Genomic DNA, 18844 nt, shown 5'->3' with positions numbered 1-18844 from the left:
TAAAAATCTATGGTCACCCCCGTTTTTGCAACACCGATTTTGATTTATGATGGGCTTGCTTAAATCTATTCGGCGTCTGGTGGACAAAAATGTCCGCGCCATGATGAGTTCCGCACCTGATGAACCTTAAAAAACCCGTCGGCTTCAAAGAGCCATTTTTTGTGTCAGGTTCATCATCAGGCCGCTGTGCCGTTCATGTCATCAATAATCAGTCGTCGCAAAACCAGAAAGTCACTTGGTAACTCATTGAGCTGACAGTAGATTTACTGTTGGCTCTTTTATTTACTGAAGACGGTTCCTTGTGTGGTGACTACCCAGGCTATTCGCGCCAGTTTGTTCGCTAATGCGCAGGCCACCACATTCGAGTGATGTCGTGTCAGTTGCCCATTAACCCACTCCGCCAGTCGTCCTGACTGATACTCCAGCCGTTGCATATAGACCCGCGCGCACTGCACCAGTAGCCGTCTCAGATTTTTATCCCCCCGCTTGCTGATGCCCATCAGGGTACTTTTCCCGCCGGTACTGTATTGGCGGGGTACTAATCCCGTTGACGTAGCAAAATCCCGGCTGCTGAGGTAGTTTTTCCCATCTCCCAGTTTGGTGGCGAGCAAACTGGCAGTGATTGTCCCGATACCGGGAATGGTGAGCAGGCGTTGTGCTGTTTCATCATCGGCCAGATGGTTTTTTAACTCTCTTTCGATTTCTTCGATCTGTTCACAGAGATAGCCATAATGCTGATGAAGTCGGGTGAGCAGTCGCACCAAATAAGGCGGTAGCTCGTGCTCCTCAGGCACAGTCGCCAGTCGTTTTATCACCGCAATACCGCGTGGCATGCTTATGCCAAACTCAAGTAAAAAAGCATGCATTTGGTTGGTGGCTTTGACCCGCTCCCTCACCAGTGCATCGCGGACACGATGCAGAGCCGACATGGCCTGCTGGTCTTCGGTTCTGGGTGTCACAAAGTGCATGGAGGGACGGGAAGTGGCTTCGCATATGGCCTCAGCGTCGATGAAATCATTTTTATTACTTTTAACAAAGGGTCGGACAAACTGCGGAGAAATGAGTTTGACCTGATGCCCTAACTGGCTGATATGACGGGCCATAAAATGCGCCCCGGCACAGGACTCCATCGCGACAATGCAAGGCGGGCAGGTGGCGAGAAACTGGGTGAGTTGAATGCGGGAAAACCTCTTGCGTAATAATGTGTTGCCGTGTTTTTCCTGGCAATGAATATGGAATGAATTCTTACCAAGGTCGATGCCGATGAGCGTAACGTTTTGCATGATGATCCCTCCAAAAAGAAAACCCTGTCAGCTTACCGCTCACAGGGTGGGGGTGACCATCTCATTAACCCGCCGGAGCGCTGAGGAATCCCCAGTAATGGGCGGGTAAAAAAGACAGGCATAGAGTTTTGTGATCTACTGATTGTGCTACCAATTCAATGAGATCACCTCTATGCCTGCTCGCCAAGTATGTCAGAACTTCTTCCGTGATGCTTTAGCTCCCTTTCACAAATACCGACAAAATGCTTTGCTCGATGCCACCATTGCGTTAATCAATGGCGCATCGCTGACACTGACCAGTATCGGACGTTATTTACCCGGTGCGGCTCAGGTCAAAAATAAAATCAAGCGTATTGATCGTCTGCTGGGCAATGAATCACTACATCGTGATATTCCTCTGATTTTTAAAAATATTATCTCGATGCTGACACGGAAACTCTCTCTCTGTGTTATTGCCGTTGACTGGAGTGGCTATCCGTCTCAGGAGAATCACGTGCTTCGCGCCAGCCTTATCTGCGACGGGCGATCGATACCTTTATTAAGTTGGGTTGTTCCATCAAAAAAACAGCAAAATACGCAGATACAAAAAGACTTCCTCAATGCTCTTGCCAGTGCAGTGAATTCGCAGGCCAGAGTCATCATTGTCACTGACGCGGGGTTCCAGAATGCCTGGTTCCGGCATATAAAATCACTCGGATGGGATTTTATAGGGCGTATCAGGGGCAATACCCAAATGCGGCTAGGCAGCAAAGGCGAATACTGGTTCAAACGTCAGGAATTACAGGCCAGCAGTAAACCGGAATATCTGGGCCCCGGAACACTTGCCCGCGCAGTGTATGCCCAGTGTGACGGCCATTTTTATCTTCATAAAAAAACATCAAAAGGAAGAAAAAATAAGCGCTCTCGTTGTGACATAACCAGACCAGCACAAATAAAAGACGCGCGCTCCGCTGCAACAGAACCGTGGCTGCTCTTCAGCAGCACAAATGACTTTAAACCAAGAGAAGTCATGAAGTTATACAGTCGCCGAATGCAGATCGAGCAAAACTTTCGGGATGAAAAAAGCGAACGCTTCGGGTTCGGCCTGCGTGCTAGCTACAGCCGTTCAACAGGAAGAATGCTGGTGCTGAGCCTGCTGGCGACACTGAGCACAATTGTGCTGTGGCTTCTGGGCTATCACGCTGAAAATAAAGGATTACATCTGAGGTATCAGGCCAACAGCCTTAAGTCACGACGGGTTATATCTTATTTGACATTAGCGGAGAATATCTTGCGACACTCTCCGCTAATTTTAATGCGAACGGCACTGGATACCGTTCTTAACCACCTCGCCAGAACCTACCGAAGTATGGTGTTGGTTTATTAGCGCTGATTTACTGGGGATCCCTCAGCGCCGGAGCGGGTATGAATATCTGAGATTATATTCAATTAAATTTATACATTTCTAAAAGGTGTCGCTCCATCTCCCCGCCATTTCCGCCAGAGCATTGCTGGAATTTTATAAAATAATTTATATTTCTTTCTGGAAAATAATATAGAGCGTTCCTCTCAGCATTGCTTAATGACCATATATTCATTTTGTCTGTGTTGAAATCAAAAACCAATATATCCCCTGAAGCGGAGGTAAACTCGATCTTATTTGGTCGATCACTATTTCCATATTGCAAAGATGTAATTCTTAATGCACCAGTATAAATATTACAATATCTAGAACTTTCGTCTTCCCTCGCGGATAGATTGATATATCCCCCCCCCTTCTCGCTTAACCTCCACCTCTAATGAATCTGCATGCGAAATGCCCATTTGCAACAAAAAGAAAGAAAATAAAAAAGTTCTAAGCTTAATCATCCATAATCTCCTTCAAAAACAGGCGATTAAATTTTATTCATCCTAAATACAGATTCAAGCCTCCACTAGCTCAACTGATGCTAGGCATCTCTCACACAGGAACCTGTGTGCGGTAGCTGGTGCCGTTATAAAAAACCACATCTATGTTATATGTGGGGTTATCTGCCCCATCAACTTTCGTAATAGCCAATGAAGCAAAGTACCCAGCAAACTGCTGTTGAACCATGTTCACGTAATAGTCAGGGTAAATCTGCTGGACAATGCACTGTTGCGCAGGAATACCGTAATTGGCGTAAAACGCGACTCCCCCAATCCCAATTTGAGCGTTTGGATCAGTGTTGTCAGCCAACCGTAGGAGAAATCTCCATTTACGTCTGACTCAACAACTACCCATCTTTTATTACCGTTCTGATCGGTGATACGTCCCCATGTTCTCATCGTACCCTCTTCGTCAATACGAACGGAGACACCATTTACTGATACTGTTGGATATTGCATGGTGATTAAGCCAATGGTGTAAATCTGGACGTATCGCTTATACAAAGAAAAATTCCTCCAAGAAAAATTCCCCCTACTTGTTTACCCACGCTGCGTGTATTGCAGCACTCAATAATCCGATCCAAACTGTGCCTGTGAGCGCGGTTGATGCGACAGGAGATAAATCTAAATGTCACTCTTCCGCAGAGGTAAAATATGGTACGGCAGCTACTCGACGCCAGGTGGCAAACGTATTAAGGAGTCACTTGGTACAAAGGACAAGCGCCAAGCGCAGGAGCTGTACGACCGCAGAAAAGCTGAGCTATGGCGAATAGAACGCCTTGGGGATTTCCCAGACGTAACATTTGAAGAAGCTTGCCTGCGTTGGATAGAAGAAAAAGCAAGCAAAAAATCACTGGATGATGATAAAAGCCGGATGGGATTCTGGCTAATGCACTTCGAAGGAATGAGGCTTAAAGATATAACTGAGGCGAAAATATATACAGCGGTAAGTAAAATGACGAATCGTCGCTATGCTGCCAACTGGCTAGCACAATCAGCATCACGAGAGAAGAAAGGAAAGGAGGTTCCCGCGTTTATCGACAAACAAGTATCGATAGCAACAAAGGCCAAGCATCTTGCATTAATGAAAACATTACTCAGAGCAGCCGAGCGAGACTGGAAGTGGATAGAAAAAGCCCCCGAGATCAAAGTGCCTCAAGTCAGGAATAAGCGAGTGCGTTGGCTAACGCCCAAAGAAGCTCAGCGCCTCGTCGATGAATGCCCAGAGCCACTGAAATCTACTGTGATTTTTGCCTTAGCAACAGGTCTCCGTCGCTCCAACATCATTGATTTAGAGTGGCAACAGATCGATATGCAGCGCAAAGTGGCATGGATAAACCCTGAAGATAGCAAGTCTGGTAAAGCTATTGGCGTAGCCTTGAATAACACGGCTTGCAAAGTTCTTCGTGCCCAACTTGGAAAGCACCATAAATGGGTTTTTGTTCATACCGAGGCCAGAACACGCCAAGATGGAACACTAACACCAGCGGTGAGAAAGATGCGAGTCGACTCTAACTCATCATGGCGTTTGGCTCTTAAACGAGCAGGGATAGAAAATTTCCGCTTCCATGACCTGCGACATACATGGGCAAGTTGGCTAGTTCAGGCCGGAGTTCCACTTTCAATTTTACAGGAAATGGGGGGATGGGAAAGTATAGAAATGGTACGCCGCTATGCGCACTTGGCACCAAACCACCTAACCAAACACGCACAACAAATTGACGCCATTTTGGGTCACGATGTCCCAAATATGTCCCAGTTGGAAACTTTGGAGGTAATGGGTTTTGATAAGTGATTGATTTTAATGGTACGCCCTACAGGGCTCGAACCTGTGACCTACGGCTTAGAAGGCCGTTGCTCTATCCAACTGAGCTAAGGGCGCATTTGATATTTACCGCAGCATAGAACGCTGCCGGTAGTCAGTTGCGGGTTGGATTATACGGGCAGTCGCTTTTGAGTCAATGGGTTTTCGCCTTATGGTTTATCAACTGGCTATTTAATCGTTAATTAATCGTTATTATACGCCTGACAGCACGGCCCGCTTCTGACAAAATAGGCAGATTCCCGCTTTTTTAATTGATGGACCCTTCCACTGATGTCAGCGAAAATTATAGATGGTAAAACGATTGCGCAGCAGGTACGAAACGAAGTAGCTGCGTTGGTACAGAAACGTTTAGCCGCGGGTAAACGTGCTCCCGGCCTTGCTGTTGTGTTGGTAGGTGAAAATCCAGCTTCACAAATTTATGTCGCCAGTAAACGTAAGGCATGCGAAGAAGTGGGTTTTGTTTCCCGTTCTTATGACCTGCCGATGACCACCACGGAAGCCGAGCTGTTAGCCTTAATTGATTCACTGAATAACGATAGTGAAATCGATGGGATTCTGGTGCAACTGCCACTGCCCGCGGGGATTGATAATGTCAAAGTCCTGGAACACATTCATCCAGATAAAGACGTCGATGGTTTCCATCCTTACAACGTGGGTCGCTTGTGTCAGCGCGCACCTAAACTGCGCCCTTGCACCCCACGCGGTATAGTGACACTGCTGGAGCGTTACGACATCCCGACTTACGGTCTGAACGCTGTCGTCGTGGGGGCATCCAATATTGTTGGTCGCCCGATGAGCCTTGAGTTATTGCTGGCTGGCTGTACCACTACCGTCACGCATCGTTTCACTAAAAATCTGCGCCAGCATGTCGAAAATGCGGATTTATTGGTGGTCGCCGTCGGTAAACCCGGTTTTATTCCCGGTGAGTGGATTAAACCCGGCACAATCGTGATTGATGTCGGCATTAACCGCCTTGAAAGTGGTAAAGTAGTCGGCGATGTAGAATTTGATGTCGCTGTTGAGCGTGCGGGTTGGATTACACCGGTTCCCGGTGGCGTCGGGCCGATGACCGTTGCAACACTGATACAAAATACCTTGCAAGCCTGCGAGGAATATCACGACATCAACGAAAATAGAGTGAAAGGACAGTAATGGACATTTTTCATTTGGAAAAACACCCGCACGTCGAACTGTGTGACTTATTAAAGTTGCAAGGTTGGAACGATAGCGGAGCATCAGCAAAAGCCGCCATCGCTGATGGGCAGGTAAAAGTCGACGGAAATGTTGAAACGCGTAAGCGCTGCAAAATCCTGGCTGACCAAATTGTTGAGTTTCAAGGTATGAAAGTACAGGTTAAAGCCTAATAACCTCAGCAACGGCGAGTTTTAGCTGGTTATTGCAAAAAACTGCCGTTGTAGTAGTGAAAAGTACAAGATATGGGCAAAAAAATGCGGTTGCTGGCGAACACCAGAACCGCAATTTTTTTAATCTTCTACCTGTCAGACTTCAAGCTGCATGTGCCTTCCTGCGACTCGAATTATTTAGGTTAACAGCGCCTAAACTACGTGTTATTTACGACGCCAGGTCGTCCCTTGCGGGCCATCTTCCAGCACAATACCCAATTCATTCAATTGATCACGAGCAGAATCTGCCAGCGCCCAATCTTTGCTGCTGCGGGCATCGTTGCGCTGCTTGATAAGAGCTTCGATTTTTGCCACTTCATCGTCGTCCGTTTGCGCACCACTTTGTAAAAACAGTTCTGGATCCTGTTCCAATAATCCCAGCACATGCGCCAGTTTACGCAACTCTGCCGCTAACGCATTTGCCGCAGTTATATCTTCAGTTTTAAGGCGATTCACTTCGCGCGCGATATCAAACAGCACCGAGTAGGCCTCTGGCGTATTGAAATCATCATCCATTGCCGCACGGAAACGCGCTTCAAACTCAGCGCCACCTGCCGGCGTTGCATTCGCGTCAGTACCGCGCAGCGCAGTATATAAACGCTCTAATGAAGCACGCGCTTGCTTGAGGTTTTCTTCGCTGTAATTCAGCTGACTACGATAGTGGCCAGACATCAGGAAATAGCGCACAGTTTCCGCATCGTAATACGCCAACACATCACGGATAGTGAAGAAGTTATTCAATGATTTCGACATTTTTTCTTTGTCAATCATCACCATACCGGAATGCATCCAGTAATTAACATATGGGCCATCATGCGCACAGGTAGATTGTGCAATCTCATTTTCATGGTGCGGGAACATCAAATCAGAGCCACCACCGTGAATATCGAAATGCGCACCGAGCTGCTTGCCGTTCATTGCGGAACATTCAATATGCCAGCCTGGGCGGCCCGGCCCCCAAGGTGATTCCCAGCTAGGTTCCCCTGGTTTGGACATTTTCCACAGAACAAAATCCATCGGATTGCGTTTAACATCAGCAACTTCAACACGCGCTCCCGCCTGCAACTGATCCAAGTCTTGACGAGATAACAGACCATAATCCGGATCACTTTCAACGGAGAACATAACATCCCCATTGGCAGCCACGTAGGCGTGATTACGGGCGATCAAGCGCTCAGTCAATGCTATAATTTCAGGGATATGATGGGTGGCGCGCGGCTCTAAATCTGGGCGTTTGAGGTTCAATGCATCAAAATCTTTGTGCATTTCCACCAACATGCGCGTGGTGAGTTGCTCGCAAGTTTCATTATTTTCGAGCGCGCGTTTAATTATCTTGTCGTCAACGTCAGTGACATTGCGGACATACGTCAGAGAGTAACCTAAATAACGCAAATAGCGCGCAACAACGTCGAACGCGACAAAAGTACGCCCATGCCCAATGTGACACAGGTCATAAATGGTGATCCCGCATACGTACATACCTACTTTACCGGCATGAATAGGCTTGAATTCCTCTTTTTGGCGACTCAGTGTATTAAAAATCTTTAGCATCGGGACATTCCGTGGTTTTTGTTTTTGCGAAACGCATGGTTTAAAAAGATATCATCAGATTATGCGGTAAATCAGCCAACGATACAGCACTTTTTCGCCCATATAGACGGTGTTTCGAGTGCTGACTCAATCTCGCAGATATGATATAAGAGCCGTCTAAAGAGTCACGACTCATTTATGAATACACTTATTACACTAGCAGGAACATTATTATGGTCACTTTTCATACTAATCACGGCGATATCGTCATCAACACCTTCGCGGATAAAGCGCCGGTTACCGTTGAAAACTTCCTGAACTACTGCCGTAAAGGTTTCTATGATAACACTATCTTCCACCGTGTTATCGATGGTTTCATGATTCAGGGCGGTGGTTTTGAGCCAGGCATGAACCAGAAAACGACTGATGCTCCAATCAAGAACGAAGCCAACAACGGTTTGAAAAATACCCGTGGCACTCTGGCAATGGCGCGGACCAACGATCCACACTCTGCCACAGCTCAGTTCTTTATTAACGTTGCAGACAATGACTTCCTGAACTTCCGTTCAGAACGCCCGGATGGTTGGGGTTACTGTGTATTTGCTGAAGTGACTGAAGGCTTGGACGTGGTTGATAAAATCAAAAACGTTGCTACCGGTCGCAGCGGTATGCATCAAGATGTGCCAAAAGAAGATGTGATCATTCAAAGCGTTACTGTAAGCGAGTAATAACGGCTTAATGAGCACGCTTTTTATTGCAGATTTGCATCTTAGCGTTCAGGAACCGGCAATCACTGCCGGTTTTCTGCATTTTATCCAGCGTGAAGCAATTCATGCTGACGCGTTATATATCCTAGGCGATTTATTCGAGTCCTGGATTGGCGATGATGATCCCGAACCGCTATATCGGCAAATCGCTGCTGCGTTAAAATCACTCCAACAACACGGCGTGCCTTGCTACTTTATCCACGGTAATCGCGATTTCCTGCTTGGCAAACGCTTTGCTGTTGAAAGCGGTATGACCTTGCTGCCGGAAGAGAAAGTTGTTGATTTATATGGCCGTAAAATCGTTATTTTACATGGCGATACCCTGTGTACTGATGATGCTGACTATCAGCATTTTCGCCGTCGAGTACACAACCCAATTATCCAAAAATTATTCTTATGGCTGCCGCTGCGCTTTCGGTTACGCATTGCTGCTTATATGCGCAATCAAAGCCAACAAAATAATAGCGGCAAATCGCAACTGATTATGGATGTTAATCCACACGCGGTAGTTGAGACTTTCGAGCGGAATAGTGTCAGTTGGATGATTCATGGGCATACCCATCGCCCTGCTGTTCATACTGTTGAATTAGCATCGACAACCGCACACCGGGTGGTTTTGGGCGCCTGGCATGTTGAAGGCTCAATGGTTAAAGTCACAGCCGATAAGGTTGAATTGATTAAATTCCCGTTTTAGCCTTCACGTTTTACCTCATGAACCACGAAAAAAAACGAATAAAACCCGCTAAAAGCAGCTACGCAACCGTTTTCCTTGCCTGTGGCTCATGATATGCTCTACGCCCTCTTCGCCAGTCACGATTTATAGAAAATCGCTCTGGCCGACGCTTGCGCAATCACAGGAGCTTTACACTCATGGGAGCTAACCTCGATTCGGCTTATGCAGCCGGGGTTAAAATCGCTATCGTAATGGGGTCCAAGAGTGACTGGGCCACCATGCAGTTCGCCGCCGACGTGCTCACCACGCTCAATGTCCCGTTTCATGTCGAAGTTGTTTCCGCGCACCGAACCCCTGACAAACTGTTCAGCTTTGCCGAACAAGCCGATGCTAATGGCTTACATGTCATTATTGCAGGTGCGGGTGGTGCAGCTCACTTGCCGGGTATGCTGGCAGCTAAAACACTGGTGCCCGTGTTGGGTGTGCCGGTACAAAGTGCGGCATTAAGTGGGGTCGATAGCCTGTATTCCATCGTGCAGATGCCGCGCGGTATTCCTGTGGGGACCCTGGCGATTGGTAAAGCGGGTGCAGCGAATGCGGCCTTGTTGGCGGCGCAAATACTGGCACTGCATGATACTGAATTGGCTGCACGTTTAGCTAATTGGCGTACAAGCCAAACCGACGAAGTGTTAGATAATCCAGATCCGCGGGTGGAAGCATGAAACCTGTTTGCGTATTAGGCAATGGTCAGTTAGGGCGCATGCTACGTCAGGCCGGTGAGCCGCTAGGTATTGCCGTTTATCCGGTGGGTTTAGATGCCGAGCCAGAAGCTGTGCCCTATCAGAATAGTGTGATTACCGCCGAGATTGAGCGCTGGCCAGAAACTGCGTTAACCCGCGAACTCGCCACTCATACGGCTTTCGTTAACCGCGATATTTTTCCTCAGTTGGCTGATCGTCTGACGCAAAAGCAATTGCTCGATAGCCTGAATTTGGCGACCGCTCCCTGGCAATTATTGGCAAGCGCCAGTGAATGGCCGCACATTTTTGCCACGCTGGGTGAATTAGCCATCGTAAAACGCCGGGTTGGCGGTTATGACGGCCGAGGTCAGTGGCGTCTACGCCCCGGTGAACAAGAGAGTTTACCCGCCGATGCTTACGGCGAATGTATTGTCGAGCAGGGCATTAACTTTTCTGGCGAGGTTTCACTGGTCGGTGCGCGCAGCCATCAAGGTAAATCGGTCTTTTATCCACTCACCCATAATCTGCATGAAGATGGCATCCTGCGCATGAGTGTGGCTTTGCCACAACCCAATAGCAAACTACAGCAGCAAGCAGAAAAAATGCTGTCTGCCATTATGGATAAGCTGAATTATGTTGGTGTGATGGCGATGGAATGCTTTATCGTCGGCGACGGTTTGTTGATCAATGAGCTGGCACCACGGGTACATAATAGTGGGCATTGGACACAAAATGGTGCTTCTATCAGCCAGTTTGAGCTGCATCTGCGCGCTATTTTGGATTTGCCGCTACCCACGCCGGTGGTCAATACTCCATCTGCGATGGTCAATCTGATTGGTACGTCAGTGAATACCGAGTGGTTGTCACTGCCCTTGGTGCATCTGCATTGGTATGAAAAAGAAGTGCGCGAAGGCCGTAAAGTGGGTCATTTGAATTTAAATGATCCCGATGGTGCGGCATTAAGTACAGCCTTGGCGGCACTGACCCCGCTGTTACCAGCGGAATACCAAAACGCCCTGCGCTGGGCGCAAGCTAAGTTATAACTCAATCAAAGCATAAATAAGTCACGGTACTAACCGTGACTTGAGACTACTGACAAAACCAAATGAAGGGGAAAAGTTCCGTTGGGGTCGTAATGGCATAAGCCATCGGAGCGCCCCGAGGTGCGGTCACCCCTTCACTCACCAATGCTAAATCTAGTAACTGCGGAACAGCGCCCGCCCCTGCAACAACCGCGCCCCTAGCCAACCACCGCACAGTGACAGCAACAGTGCTGCCGCTAGTGGCAATAACCACCACATGACCCAGTTAGGTTGCCATGGGAAATCAAACACTAAGCGCTGCAATGCCCAAAGTGCGGCTTCGGCACCAATGGCAGCCGCCAGCCCCGCCACCAGCCCCAATAAGGCAAACTCCCACCACAATGTGCCGCGCAGTAAGCGTTTACTTGCACCAAGTGTCCGATAAACCACCAGTTCTTGACGGCGCTGGCGCATACCGACCTGCACCTGCGCCAATAACAGCAAGGTGCCACAAATAATCACCAATACCACCATCACTTCCAGTGCCCGACTAACCTGTTGCAGCACCTGCCCAACCTGTTTCAACATCGCGCCGATATCCAGCAAGCTGAGCGTCGGGAACTGGCGATTCAATTGCGTCAAAACCTCGCCATCCCCGTGATAGCGGAAGCTGGTCAGCCAGGTTTGTGGTTGCCCATCCAGCGCGCCCGGCGGGAAAATAAAGTAAAAATTAGGGCGCAGACTTTCCCAGTCCACCTGACGAACACTGCTCACCGTGGCACCAAATGACTGCGTATCGCCACTGAATGTCAGCTTATCGCCGATTTTAATGCCCAGTCGGTCAGCAATCCCCTGCTCTATTGATACTTCATCTGCCTTGGGCGGCCATTGGCCTGCGGTCAAAATATTGTGCGCCGGTAAATCCTGCTGCCAGGTCAGATTCAGCTCCCGATTAACCGCCTCACCGCCGGGTGCATCTTCTGCGACCCGCTCAGTCGCCAGTTGCTGATTAATCTCACTCAAACGCACTCGAACAATCGGATAGAAAGTCGACGGCGTTATCTGATGCTGAGTGAGAAACTCCGTGACTTGCGGCACCTGTTGCGGCGTCATATTCAGCAAAAAATAATTCGGGCTATCTGGTGGCAACTGTTGTTGCCAGCGATCCAAAAGATCCCCACGCAGCACCAATAACAGTGCCAACAGCATAAATGAAAGAGAAAATGCGGCCAGTTGAGTCAAGGTCATCCACGGTTGGCGCAATAATCGATTGATAGCCAGCCGTAATGATAAGCGAGTCACTGTGAGGCGGCGCAATAATAATAAACCGCCCCAGCCTATCACCCCTAACAACAGCGCCAGTACCACCATGCCGCCGAGGATCGCCCACAGCAGGGAGTTCCCCCCCATCAGTAAGGCTAATAGCCCTACCACAATGACGATCATCACCGGAATAAAGTAGCGCAGCGGCCAGACATTAGCGGAGACATCACGGCGCAGTACTCGTAGCGGTTGAGTCGCCAGCAGTTGTCGGTATGGGCGAATACCCACCAGCAGAGAAATCAATATCAGCGATCCCATTGACCATACCCATGGCCATACGCCAGCTGCCGGTAATGCGGCAGGTAATACTGGGGATAACAAACGAACTAATATTTTCTCGAACAATAAACCAATTACACTGCCGCACAGCCCTGCCAATACTAAAACCGAGAGCCATTGGCCGATAATCAACCGCCGCAACGCACTGCGCCCGGCACCTAATGTCTTTAGCACCGCCACCAGATCATAGCGACTGCGGCAATAATGCCCCATCGCCACGGCAACAGCGGCAATGGAGAGCAATAACGTCAATAACGCCGATAACAGCAAGAACTGCTGCGCGCGCTGTAGGGATTTCCCCAGCGCACCGCCCGACTCTTGCAAACCATACCAGCGCTGATCCGGTTTCAATTGCGGCGTCAGCCAGTCACTGAACTGCGTGATAGCTTGCGGCGAACCAGCAAACATATAGTGATAGCTCAAACAGCTACCCGGTTGTATTGCACCGGTTTTTTCCACGTCAGCCAGATTGATTAAAATTCGCGGCGCGGTCTGGAAGGGATTAAAACCCGAATCAGGTTCCTGCAGCACTTCGCCAATGATTTTCAGCGAAGTATCACCAACTTCTAATGTGTCGCCGACTTTAACGCCGAGCAGCGCCAACAACCGCGGGGCCACCAGCGCGGTTCCCGGCTCAAGTTTAACTTGTGTCGGTGAGGTTTCCAGCTTGCCATACAATGGATAAGCTAAATCTGTGGCTTTTACATCTGCCAGTTGTGGGCGATCACCAGCAAAAGTCATGGTCATAAATGAAAGCTGGCGGCTGACAGACAATCCCTGCTGTTTCGCCTCCAATAACCACTCTTCCGGGGCTGGATGAGATGTTTTCAGCACCCGATCGCCCGCCAGAAAATCACGACTTTGCTGACTAAGCCCTTTTTCCATGCGATCGCTGATAGTCCCTAGCGCCAGTACACAAGCGACAGCCAGAGTTAATGCCAACCAGACAATCAGCAGTGAGGGCGAGCGCCATTCACGCCAAAACCAACGCCAAATCATGCTTCCTCCCACAATTTACCGTCTTGTAGCCGCAGCCGACGCTGGCAACGGCCAGCCAGTTGCACATCATGGGTTACCAGTATCAGCGTAGTGTCATAGTCGCGATTAAGAGAAAAGAGTAAGTCGGCAATACGGTCACCGGTATGGCGGTCAAGATTGCCGGTTGGCTCATCGGCAAATAACACTTTTGGCCGCCCACTAAAAGCCCGAGCCAGCGCCACCCGCTGCTGCTCGCCGCCGGAGAGTTGGGCAGGAAGGTGGTGAAGGCGCTTCTCAAGGCCCACCAGCTTTAATAGCTCAATGGCATGCACTTTGCTCTCGCGCTCACTTTCACCACGTAACAGCGCCGGAAGCTGTACGTTTTCCAATGTATTAAGTGTCGGCACCAACATAAATGATTGGAAAACAAAACCGACATTTTTTGCCCGCAACTGCGCTCGCCCCTCTTCATCCATCGCGGTCAAAGACTGGCCGAGTAAACTCACTTCGCCGCTACTGCCATCATCGAGGCCCGCCAGAATTCCCAGCAAAGTTGATTTACCTGAACCTGACTCACCAATCAGCGCAATTGTCTGAGCGGGTTTGACAACCAGCTCAACTCCGGTAAGGATGGAGAGCTGTTGCTCACCCTGACCGACGTGTTTATTAAGATGATGAACTTCAAGAACGTTTTCCGCTGGCATCTTCCCTTCCTATTACTATTGGGATTATTCAGTTTGCGTGCCGCCGCAACCGATACACTTTTAATTCTCGGCGACAGTTTAAGCGCCGGTTACCGCCTGCCGATTGCCGAAGCCTGGCCTTCACGGCTGGATAAAACATGGCAGGCCACCCCATCATTACCCAAGGTGGTTAACGCCAGTATCAGTGGTGATACGGCGGCCCAGGGCTTAGCCCGTCTGCCTGCCTTGCTGAAACAACATCAGCCCCGCTGGGTACTGATTGAATTAGGTGCCAATGACGGCCTGCGCGGTTTCCCACCGCAGGATATTCAACGGGATCTCACGCAAGTTATCAATCTGATAAAAGAAGCAAAAGCGCAACCTTTGTTGATGCAAATCCGCATTCCACCTAACTACGGCCGCCGTTATACTGATGCCTTCAGTGCGATGTATCCACAACTGGCACAGCAATTTGGCATCCCATTGGTACCCTTCTTTATGGAACAAGTTGCTGTGAAGCCAGAGTGGATGCAGGATGATGGGTTACATCCTAACGCACAGGCGCAACCTTTCATTGCAGATTGGATGGCGCAACAACTTAAACCGTTAGTAACCAATAAGTCTTAGTTAACCACTTGTTTAGATAAATAGAACCACTCACCAGGTAAAGTTATGCAAAAAACAGTATTAATTACCGGTTGCTCCAGCGGCATTGGCCTGATTGCGGCACAAGACTTGAAAAACCGAGGCTATCGCGTCCTCGCCGCCTGCCGTAAGCCCGACGATGTGGCAAAGATGACACTGTTGGGTCTGGAAGGTATTGAACTGGATTTGGATGACAGCGCCAGTGTCGAACGCGCGGCAGCACAAGTTATTGGGCTGACTGGTGGGCACTTGTATGGTTTGTTTAATAATGGTGGTTTTGGCCTGTACGGCCCATTACAGACAATTTCACGCCAGCAGTTGGAAAAACAATTTTCCACCAATCTGTTTGGCACCCATCAATTGACGCAGCTTTTACTGCCCGCCATGCTACCTCATGCTGAAGGGCGCATTATTCAAACCAGTTCAGTGATGGGATTGGTTTCAACTGCTGGCCGTGGTGCCTATGCCGCCAGTAAATATGCGTTAGAAGCCTGGTCGGATGCGTTACGAATGGAACTGCATGACAGCGGAATTCATGTCAGTTTGATTGAACCCGGCCCGATAAGCACCCATTTCACACAAAATGTGAATCAGGCCCAAGTTGATAAGCCGGTGAGTAACCCCGGTATTGCGCAGCGTTTTACACTGCCACCAGAAGCGATTTTGCCGAAATTGCGTCACGCGCTGGAAAGCCCGCGCCCGCAATTGCGATATCCGGTCACCTTAGTGGCCCATGCATTGACGATACTGCGCCGCATATTACCGGGCAGAATGTTAGATAAAGTCCTGCGTGGCAATTCTTGATAATAGTGATGAGGGTTGAAGCAACATAATTAGCCCCCATCTACTGCTTAAACGGATGAGAGAAATAATTTATGCTAACACCGACAACGATTGATATTACTGAAGCGAACCTACATCAGACCTTAGAACAGTCCATGACAGTACCGGTGCTGTTCTATTTTTGGTCTGAACGCAGCCAGCACTGTCTGCAACTCACTCCCGTGCTGGATAAACTGGCCGCTGAGTATGCCGGCCAATTCATTCTGGCGCGGGTCGATTGCGATGCACAGCAGATGGTGGCTTCCCAATTTGGTTTGCGCTCAATTCCGGCCGTTTATCTGTTTAAAGACGGGCAGCCGGTTGATGGCTTCCAAGGGCCACAGCCAGAAGAAGTTATCCGCGAATTATTGCAACGGGTATTACCGAAGCCTGAGGAGTTGAAAGCGGCCGAAGCGGCACAGTTGATGAGCGAAGGTAAGGTACAAGAAGCACTACCACTGCTGAAAGATGCCTGGCAGTTAATGCAACAAAGCCATAACCCGCAAACCAGCGATACTGCGCTGCAACTGGCTGAAGCGCAAATTCAGCTCAACCGTAGCGAAGATGCCGAAAGCGTATTGGCGACCATACCACTGCAAGACCGTGATAGCCGTTATCAGGGGCTAATTGCACAAATCGAGTTGCTCAAACAAGCCGCTGACACACCAGAAATCCAGCAACTCCAACAACAAGTCGCTGAACAACCGGATAACGTCGAACTGGCAGTTCAGTTAGCGCTGCAACTGCATCAGGTCGGCCGTAACGAAGAGGCGCTGGAGTTGTTGTTAGGCCACTTGAAGCAAGATCTGGCCGCCGCTAACGGTACTGCGCGTAAGACATTAATGGATATTTTGGCCGCATTAGGCACTGGCGATGCACTGGCGGCTAAATACCGCCGTCAGCTTTATGCATTGCTGTACTAACAGGCGCTCTTAACGATCATTTTTCGCCCTACCTGTTACCATTATTTGCTGCTGCGCGGGGCCAACCCGCGCTGTTTTATTCTGCCCCCAACCTACCTTTCTCTCATTTACATGCTTTTACCTGCCTTTCGTTAGGCATTTAACGCCCCGTCACGTAATATTAAGAAACAAAAATCATTGCTGACAGGAAGTTAAATATGTTTACGGTTATCCCTGTTCTTATCGTTGTAGCTCTGATTGTGGTCTTTTCCTCAATCAAAATCGTCCCACAAGGTTTTCAATGGACAGTCGAGCGTTTTGGCCGTTATACCAAAACACTGATGCCTGGCCTGAATATCGTTGTGCCATTTATGGATCGTATTGGTCGTAAAATCAATATGATGGAACAGGTTCTGGATATTCCATCCCAAGAAATCATTTCCCGCGACAATGCCAATGTGGCAATTGATGCGGTCTGCTTTATTCAGGTTATTGACCCGGTGAAAGCCGCATATGAAGTCAGCAATTTGGAACTGGCTATCGTCAACCTGACCATGACTAACTTCCGTACTGTTTTGGGTTCGATGGAACTGGATGAAATGTTGTCCCAACGCGACAACATCAACAGCCGCCTGCTGCATATCGTCGATGAAGCCACCAACCCGTGGGGCATTAAGATTACCCGTATTGAAATCCGTGATGTGCGCCCACCGACCGAACTTATTTCTGCGATGAATGCCCAGATGAAGGCTGAACGTACTAAACGTGCAGATATTCTGGAAGCCGAAGGGGTTCGTCAGGCGGCCATCCTGCGGGCTGAAGGTGAGAAACAATCACAAATTCTGAAAGCCGAAGGTGAACGTCAGTCTGCATTCTTGCAAGCAGAAGCTCGTGAACGTGCGGCAGAAGCGGAAGCTCAGGCAACCAAAATGGTTTCTGAAGCTATTGCTGCCGGTGATATTCAAGCCATTAACTACTTTGTGGCACAGAAATATACCGACGCCCTGCAACACATTGGTTCAGCCAATAATAGCAAAGTCATTATGATGCCACTGGAAGCCAGCAACCTGATGGGTGCTATCGGTGGTATTGCAGAGCTGATTGGTGAGAGTAAAAACAGCCGGGGTAAATAACCATGCTGGAGGAAATTGCAGCAAATCCAAACTGGTTTTGGCTATCACTCGGCGGCCTATTACTGGCAGCCGAGATGCTAGGAGCCAGTGGTTATATGCTGTGGAGCGGCGTCGCAGCCGTGGTGGTCGGTATTCTGGTCTGGCTTTTTCCCTTTAGCTGGGAGATGCAAGGCGTACTGTTTGCTGTTTTGACAGTCGTATCAGCCATCTTGTGGTGGTATTGGCTCAGTAAGCGTATCAAGCCGCAACCCGCGATGTTGAATCAACGTAATCATCAATTGCTGGGAACGCGGGCTACCCTGACGGAACCGACAGTTGATGGCTACGGCCGTATGAAAGTGGGTGATAGCAGTTGGCGCATTTATAGCGCTAATGAGCTAAGTGTCGGCACCGAAGTTGAAGTCATTTTAGTGGAAGGCAATACCTTGCACGTCAGGGCTGTTCATCACTAACACATTGAAAAGGCGTATTTATTTTGATACGCCTTTCACATAACATTAGCCAACTTTTTGTTTCTCACTCCCGTGACAACACCCCGCCAAGTTATTGATAATCGGGCAATCTGCACCGTCATCCCCTGGGCACTCGTCTGCCAAAGCCAATAAACGTAACCGCATCTGATTAAGATCATTAATATGTTTCTCGATTTCCGCTACCTTTTGCAACGTTGCAGCTTTCACATCCGCACTGTGGCGTGCGGGGTCATGAAACAATGCCAGCAGCTCGCGGCATTCATCTAAGGTAAAACCGACCTGCCGTGCCTGACGCAACAGTGTTAACTCTTCGATATGTTTGGCGCTGTAGCTTCGATAACCATTATCCGTGCGGATAGGCGGTGTCACCAGTTTCTTTTCTTCGTAAAAACGAATGGCCTTACTGGTTAAACCGGTTTTTTTTGCGACATCGCTAATATTCATTCTTCCCCCTTGACCTTCCCCTTGCTGTAAGG

General features: G+C 49.0%; 19 protein-coding genes and 1 tRNA gene. 13 read left to right on the top strand and 7 right to left on the bottom strand.

Annotated elements, in window-relative coordinates; translation table 11 throughout:
* Nucleotides 1–278: 278 nt before the first annotated feature.
* The gene (locus FGL26_RS00195; RefSeq protein ID WP_083171310.1) at nucleotides 279–1283 is read right to left on the bottom strand and encodes an IS110-like element IS1328 family transposase; all 1005 of its coding nucleotides are present in this window, start codon (nucleotides 1281–1283) and stop codon (nucleotides 279–281) included.
* Nucleotides 1284–1455: 172 nt separating this feature from the next.
* Here FGL26_RS00195 and FGL26_RS00190 point away from each other — a divergent pair, with 172 nt between their 5' ends.
* Entirely contained in the window at nucleotides 1456–2649 is a 1194-nt protein-coding gene (locus FGL26_RS00190) for an IS4 family transposase (RefSeq protein WP_005170564.1), read from the top strand.
* A 710-nt stretch (nucleotides 2650–3359) separates the two neighbouring features.
* Here the strand turns inward: FGL26_RS00190 and FGL26_RS21880 are convergent.
* On the bottom strand, nucleotides 3360–3674 hold the full coding sequence (locus FGL26_RS21880; protein ID WP_227745783.1) for a hypothetical protein: 315 nt from the start codon (nucleotides 3672–3674) through the stop codon (nucleotides 3360–3362).
* Nucleotides 3675–3798: 124 nt separating this feature from the next.
* Here FGL26_RS21880 and FGL26_RS00180 point away from each other — a divergent pair, with 124 nt between their 5' ends.
* Nucleotides 3799–4965, top strand: a complete 1167-nt coding sequence (locus FGL26_RS00180; protein ID WP_005167794.1) for an integrase — start codon at nucleotides 3799–3801, stop codon at nucleotides 4963–4965.
* Nucleotides 4966–4975: 10 nt separating this feature from the next.
* On the opposite strand, the gene FGL26_RS00175 is transcribed toward FGL26_RS00180, so the two are convergent.
* Nucleotides 4976–5052 (bottom strand) — tRNA-Arg (locus FGL26_RS00175).
* 213 nt (nucleotides 5053–5265) lie between these two features.
* Between FGL26_RS00175 and folD the strand changes: the two genes are divergently transcribed.
* A complete protein-coding gene (gene folD / locus FGL26_RS00170) occupies nucleotides 5266–6147 on the top strand; it encodes a bifunctional methylenetetrahydrofolate dehydrogenase/methenyltetrahydrofolate cyclohydrolase FolD (protein ID WP_005167791.1) in 882 nt (293 codons plus the stop codon).
* Nucleotides 6147–6359 (top strand): ribosome-associated protein YbcJ, encoded by a 213-nt coding sequence (gene ybcJ / locus FGL26_RS00165; RefSeq protein WP_004390634.1) that lies wholly within the window; start codon nucleotides 6147–6149, stop codon nucleotides 6357–6359. Before folD ends, ybcJ begins: the two co-directional genes overlap by 1 nt.
* A gap of 204 nt (nucleotides 6360–6563) precedes the next feature.
* Here ybcJ and cysS read toward each other — a convergent pair whose 3' ends face one another.
* A complete protein-coding gene (cysS, locus tag FGL26_RS00160; RefSeq protein ID WP_005167789.1) occupies nucleotides 6564–7949 on the bottom strand; it encodes a cysteine--tRNA ligase in 1386 nt (461 codons plus the stop codon).
* A gap of 212 nt (nucleotides 7950–8161) precedes the next feature.
* On the opposite strand from cysS, the gene ppiB reads away from it, so the two are divergent.
* From ppiB to purK, 4 genes are all read left to right on the top strand, one after another.
* Nucleotides 8162–8656 (top strand): peptidylprolyl isomerase B, encoded by a 495-nt coding sequence (ppiB, locus tag FGL26_RS00155; RefSeq protein ID WP_005158275.1) that lies wholly within the window; start codon nucleotides 8162–8164, stop codon nucleotides 8654–8656.
* A gap of 10 nt (nucleotides 8657–8666) precedes the next feature.
* Complete coding sequence (locus FGL26_RS00150) at nucleotides 8667–9389, top strand: UDP-2,3-diacylglucosamine diphosphatase (protein ID WP_005167787.1); 723 nt, start codon at nucleotides 8667–8669, stop codon at nucleotides 9387–9389.
* A 176-nt stretch (nucleotides 9390–9565) separates the two neighbouring features.
* Nucleotides 9566–10090, top strand: coding sequence for a 5-(carboxyamino)imidazole ribonucleotide mutase (gene purE, locus FGL26_RS00145; protein WP_005167785.1), 525 nt, complete (start codon nucleotides 9566–9568; stop codon nucleotides 10088–10090).
* On the top strand, nucleotides 10087–11151 hold the full coding sequence (gene purK / locus FGL26_RS00140; protein ID WP_005167783.1) for a 5-(carboxyamino)imidazole ribonucleotide synthase: 1065 nt from the start codon (nucleotides 10087–10089) through the stop codon (nucleotides 11149–11151). The genes purE and purK overlap by 4 nt, the downstream gene beginning before the upstream one ends.
* Nucleotides 11152–11304: 153 nt before the next feature.
* Here purK and ybbP read toward each other — a convergent pair whose 3' ends face one another.
* Together ybbP and ybbA are read right to left on the bottom strand one after the other, a co-directional pair.
* Nucleotides 11305–13731, bottom strand: a complete 2427-nt coding sequence (gene ybbP, locus FGL26_RS00135; RefSeq protein ID WP_138060206.1) for a putative ABC transporter permease subunit YbbP — start codon at nucleotides 13729–13731, stop codon at nucleotides 11305–11307.
* Entirely contained in the window at nucleotides 13728–14414 is a 687-nt protein-coding gene (gene ybbA / locus FGL26_RS00130) for a putative ABC transporter ATP-binding protein YbbA (protein ID WP_005158259.1), read from the bottom strand. The genes ybbP and ybbA overlap by 4 nt, the downstream gene beginning before the upstream one ends.
* Here ybbA and tesA point away from each other — a divergent pair.
* The 5 genes from tesA (at nucleotide 14385) to FGL26_RS00105 (ending at nucleotide 18347) form a co-directional block, all read left to right on the top strand.
* Nucleotides 14385–15020 carry a multifunctional acyl-CoA thioesterase I/protease I/lysophospholipase L1 gene (tesA, locus tag FGL26_RS00125; protein ID WP_005167777.1) on the top strand — a complete coding sequence of 212 codons (636 nt, stop codon included), beginning with the start codon at nucleotides 14385–14387 and terminating at the stop codon, nucleotides 15018–15020. The two genes, ybbA and tesA, sit on opposite strands and share 30 nt — an antisense overlap.
* Before the next feature lie 45 nt (nucleotides 15021–15065).
* Nucleotides 15066–15842 carry an SDR family oxidoreductase gene (locus tag FGL26_RS00120; protein ID WP_005167774.1) on the top strand — a complete coding sequence of 259 codons (777 nt, stop codon included), beginning with the start codon at nucleotides 15066–15068 and terminating at the stop codon, nucleotides 15840–15842.
* A 71-nt stretch (nucleotides 15843–15913) separates the two neighbouring features.
* Complete coding sequence (locus FGL26_RS00115) at nucleotides 15914–16783, top strand: co-chaperone YbbN (RefSeq protein WP_005167772.1); 870 nt, start codon at nucleotides 15914–15916, stop codon at nucleotides 16781–16783.
* A 197-nt stretch (nucleotides 16784–16980) separates the two neighbouring features.
* The gene (locus FGL26_RS00110) at nucleotides 16981–17895 is read left to right on the top strand and encodes an SPFH domain-containing protein (protein ID WP_005158246.1); all 915 of its coding nucleotides are present in this window, start codon (nucleotides 16981–16983) and stop codon (nucleotides 17893–17895) included.
* Nucleotides 17896–17897: 2 nt separating this feature from the next.
* Nucleotides 17898–18347, top strand: coding sequence for an NfeD family protein (locus FGL26_RS00105; protein WP_005167770.1), 450 nt, complete (start codon nucleotides 17898–17900; stop codon nucleotides 18345–18347).
* 45 nt (nucleotides 18348–18392) lie between these two features.
* Here the strand turns inward: FGL26_RS00105 and cueR are convergent, their stop codons facing one another.
* Entirely contained in the window at nucleotides 18393–18812 is a 420-nt protein-coding gene (cueR, locus tag FGL26_RS00100) for a Cu(I)-responsive transcriptional regulator (protein WP_005158240.1), read from the bottom strand.
* Nucleotides 18813–18844 lie beyond the last annotated feature (32 nt).

The sequence above is a fragment of the Yersinia enterocolitica subsp. enterocolitica genome (genome assembly GCF_901472495.1).
GTDB lineage: Bacteria > Pseudomonadota > Gammaproteobacteria > Enterobacterales > Enterobacteriaceae > Yersinia > Yersinia enterocolitica.
Note: the sequence above shows the minus strand (reverse complement) of the source record. Positions and strands in the feature narration are given on the sequence as shown.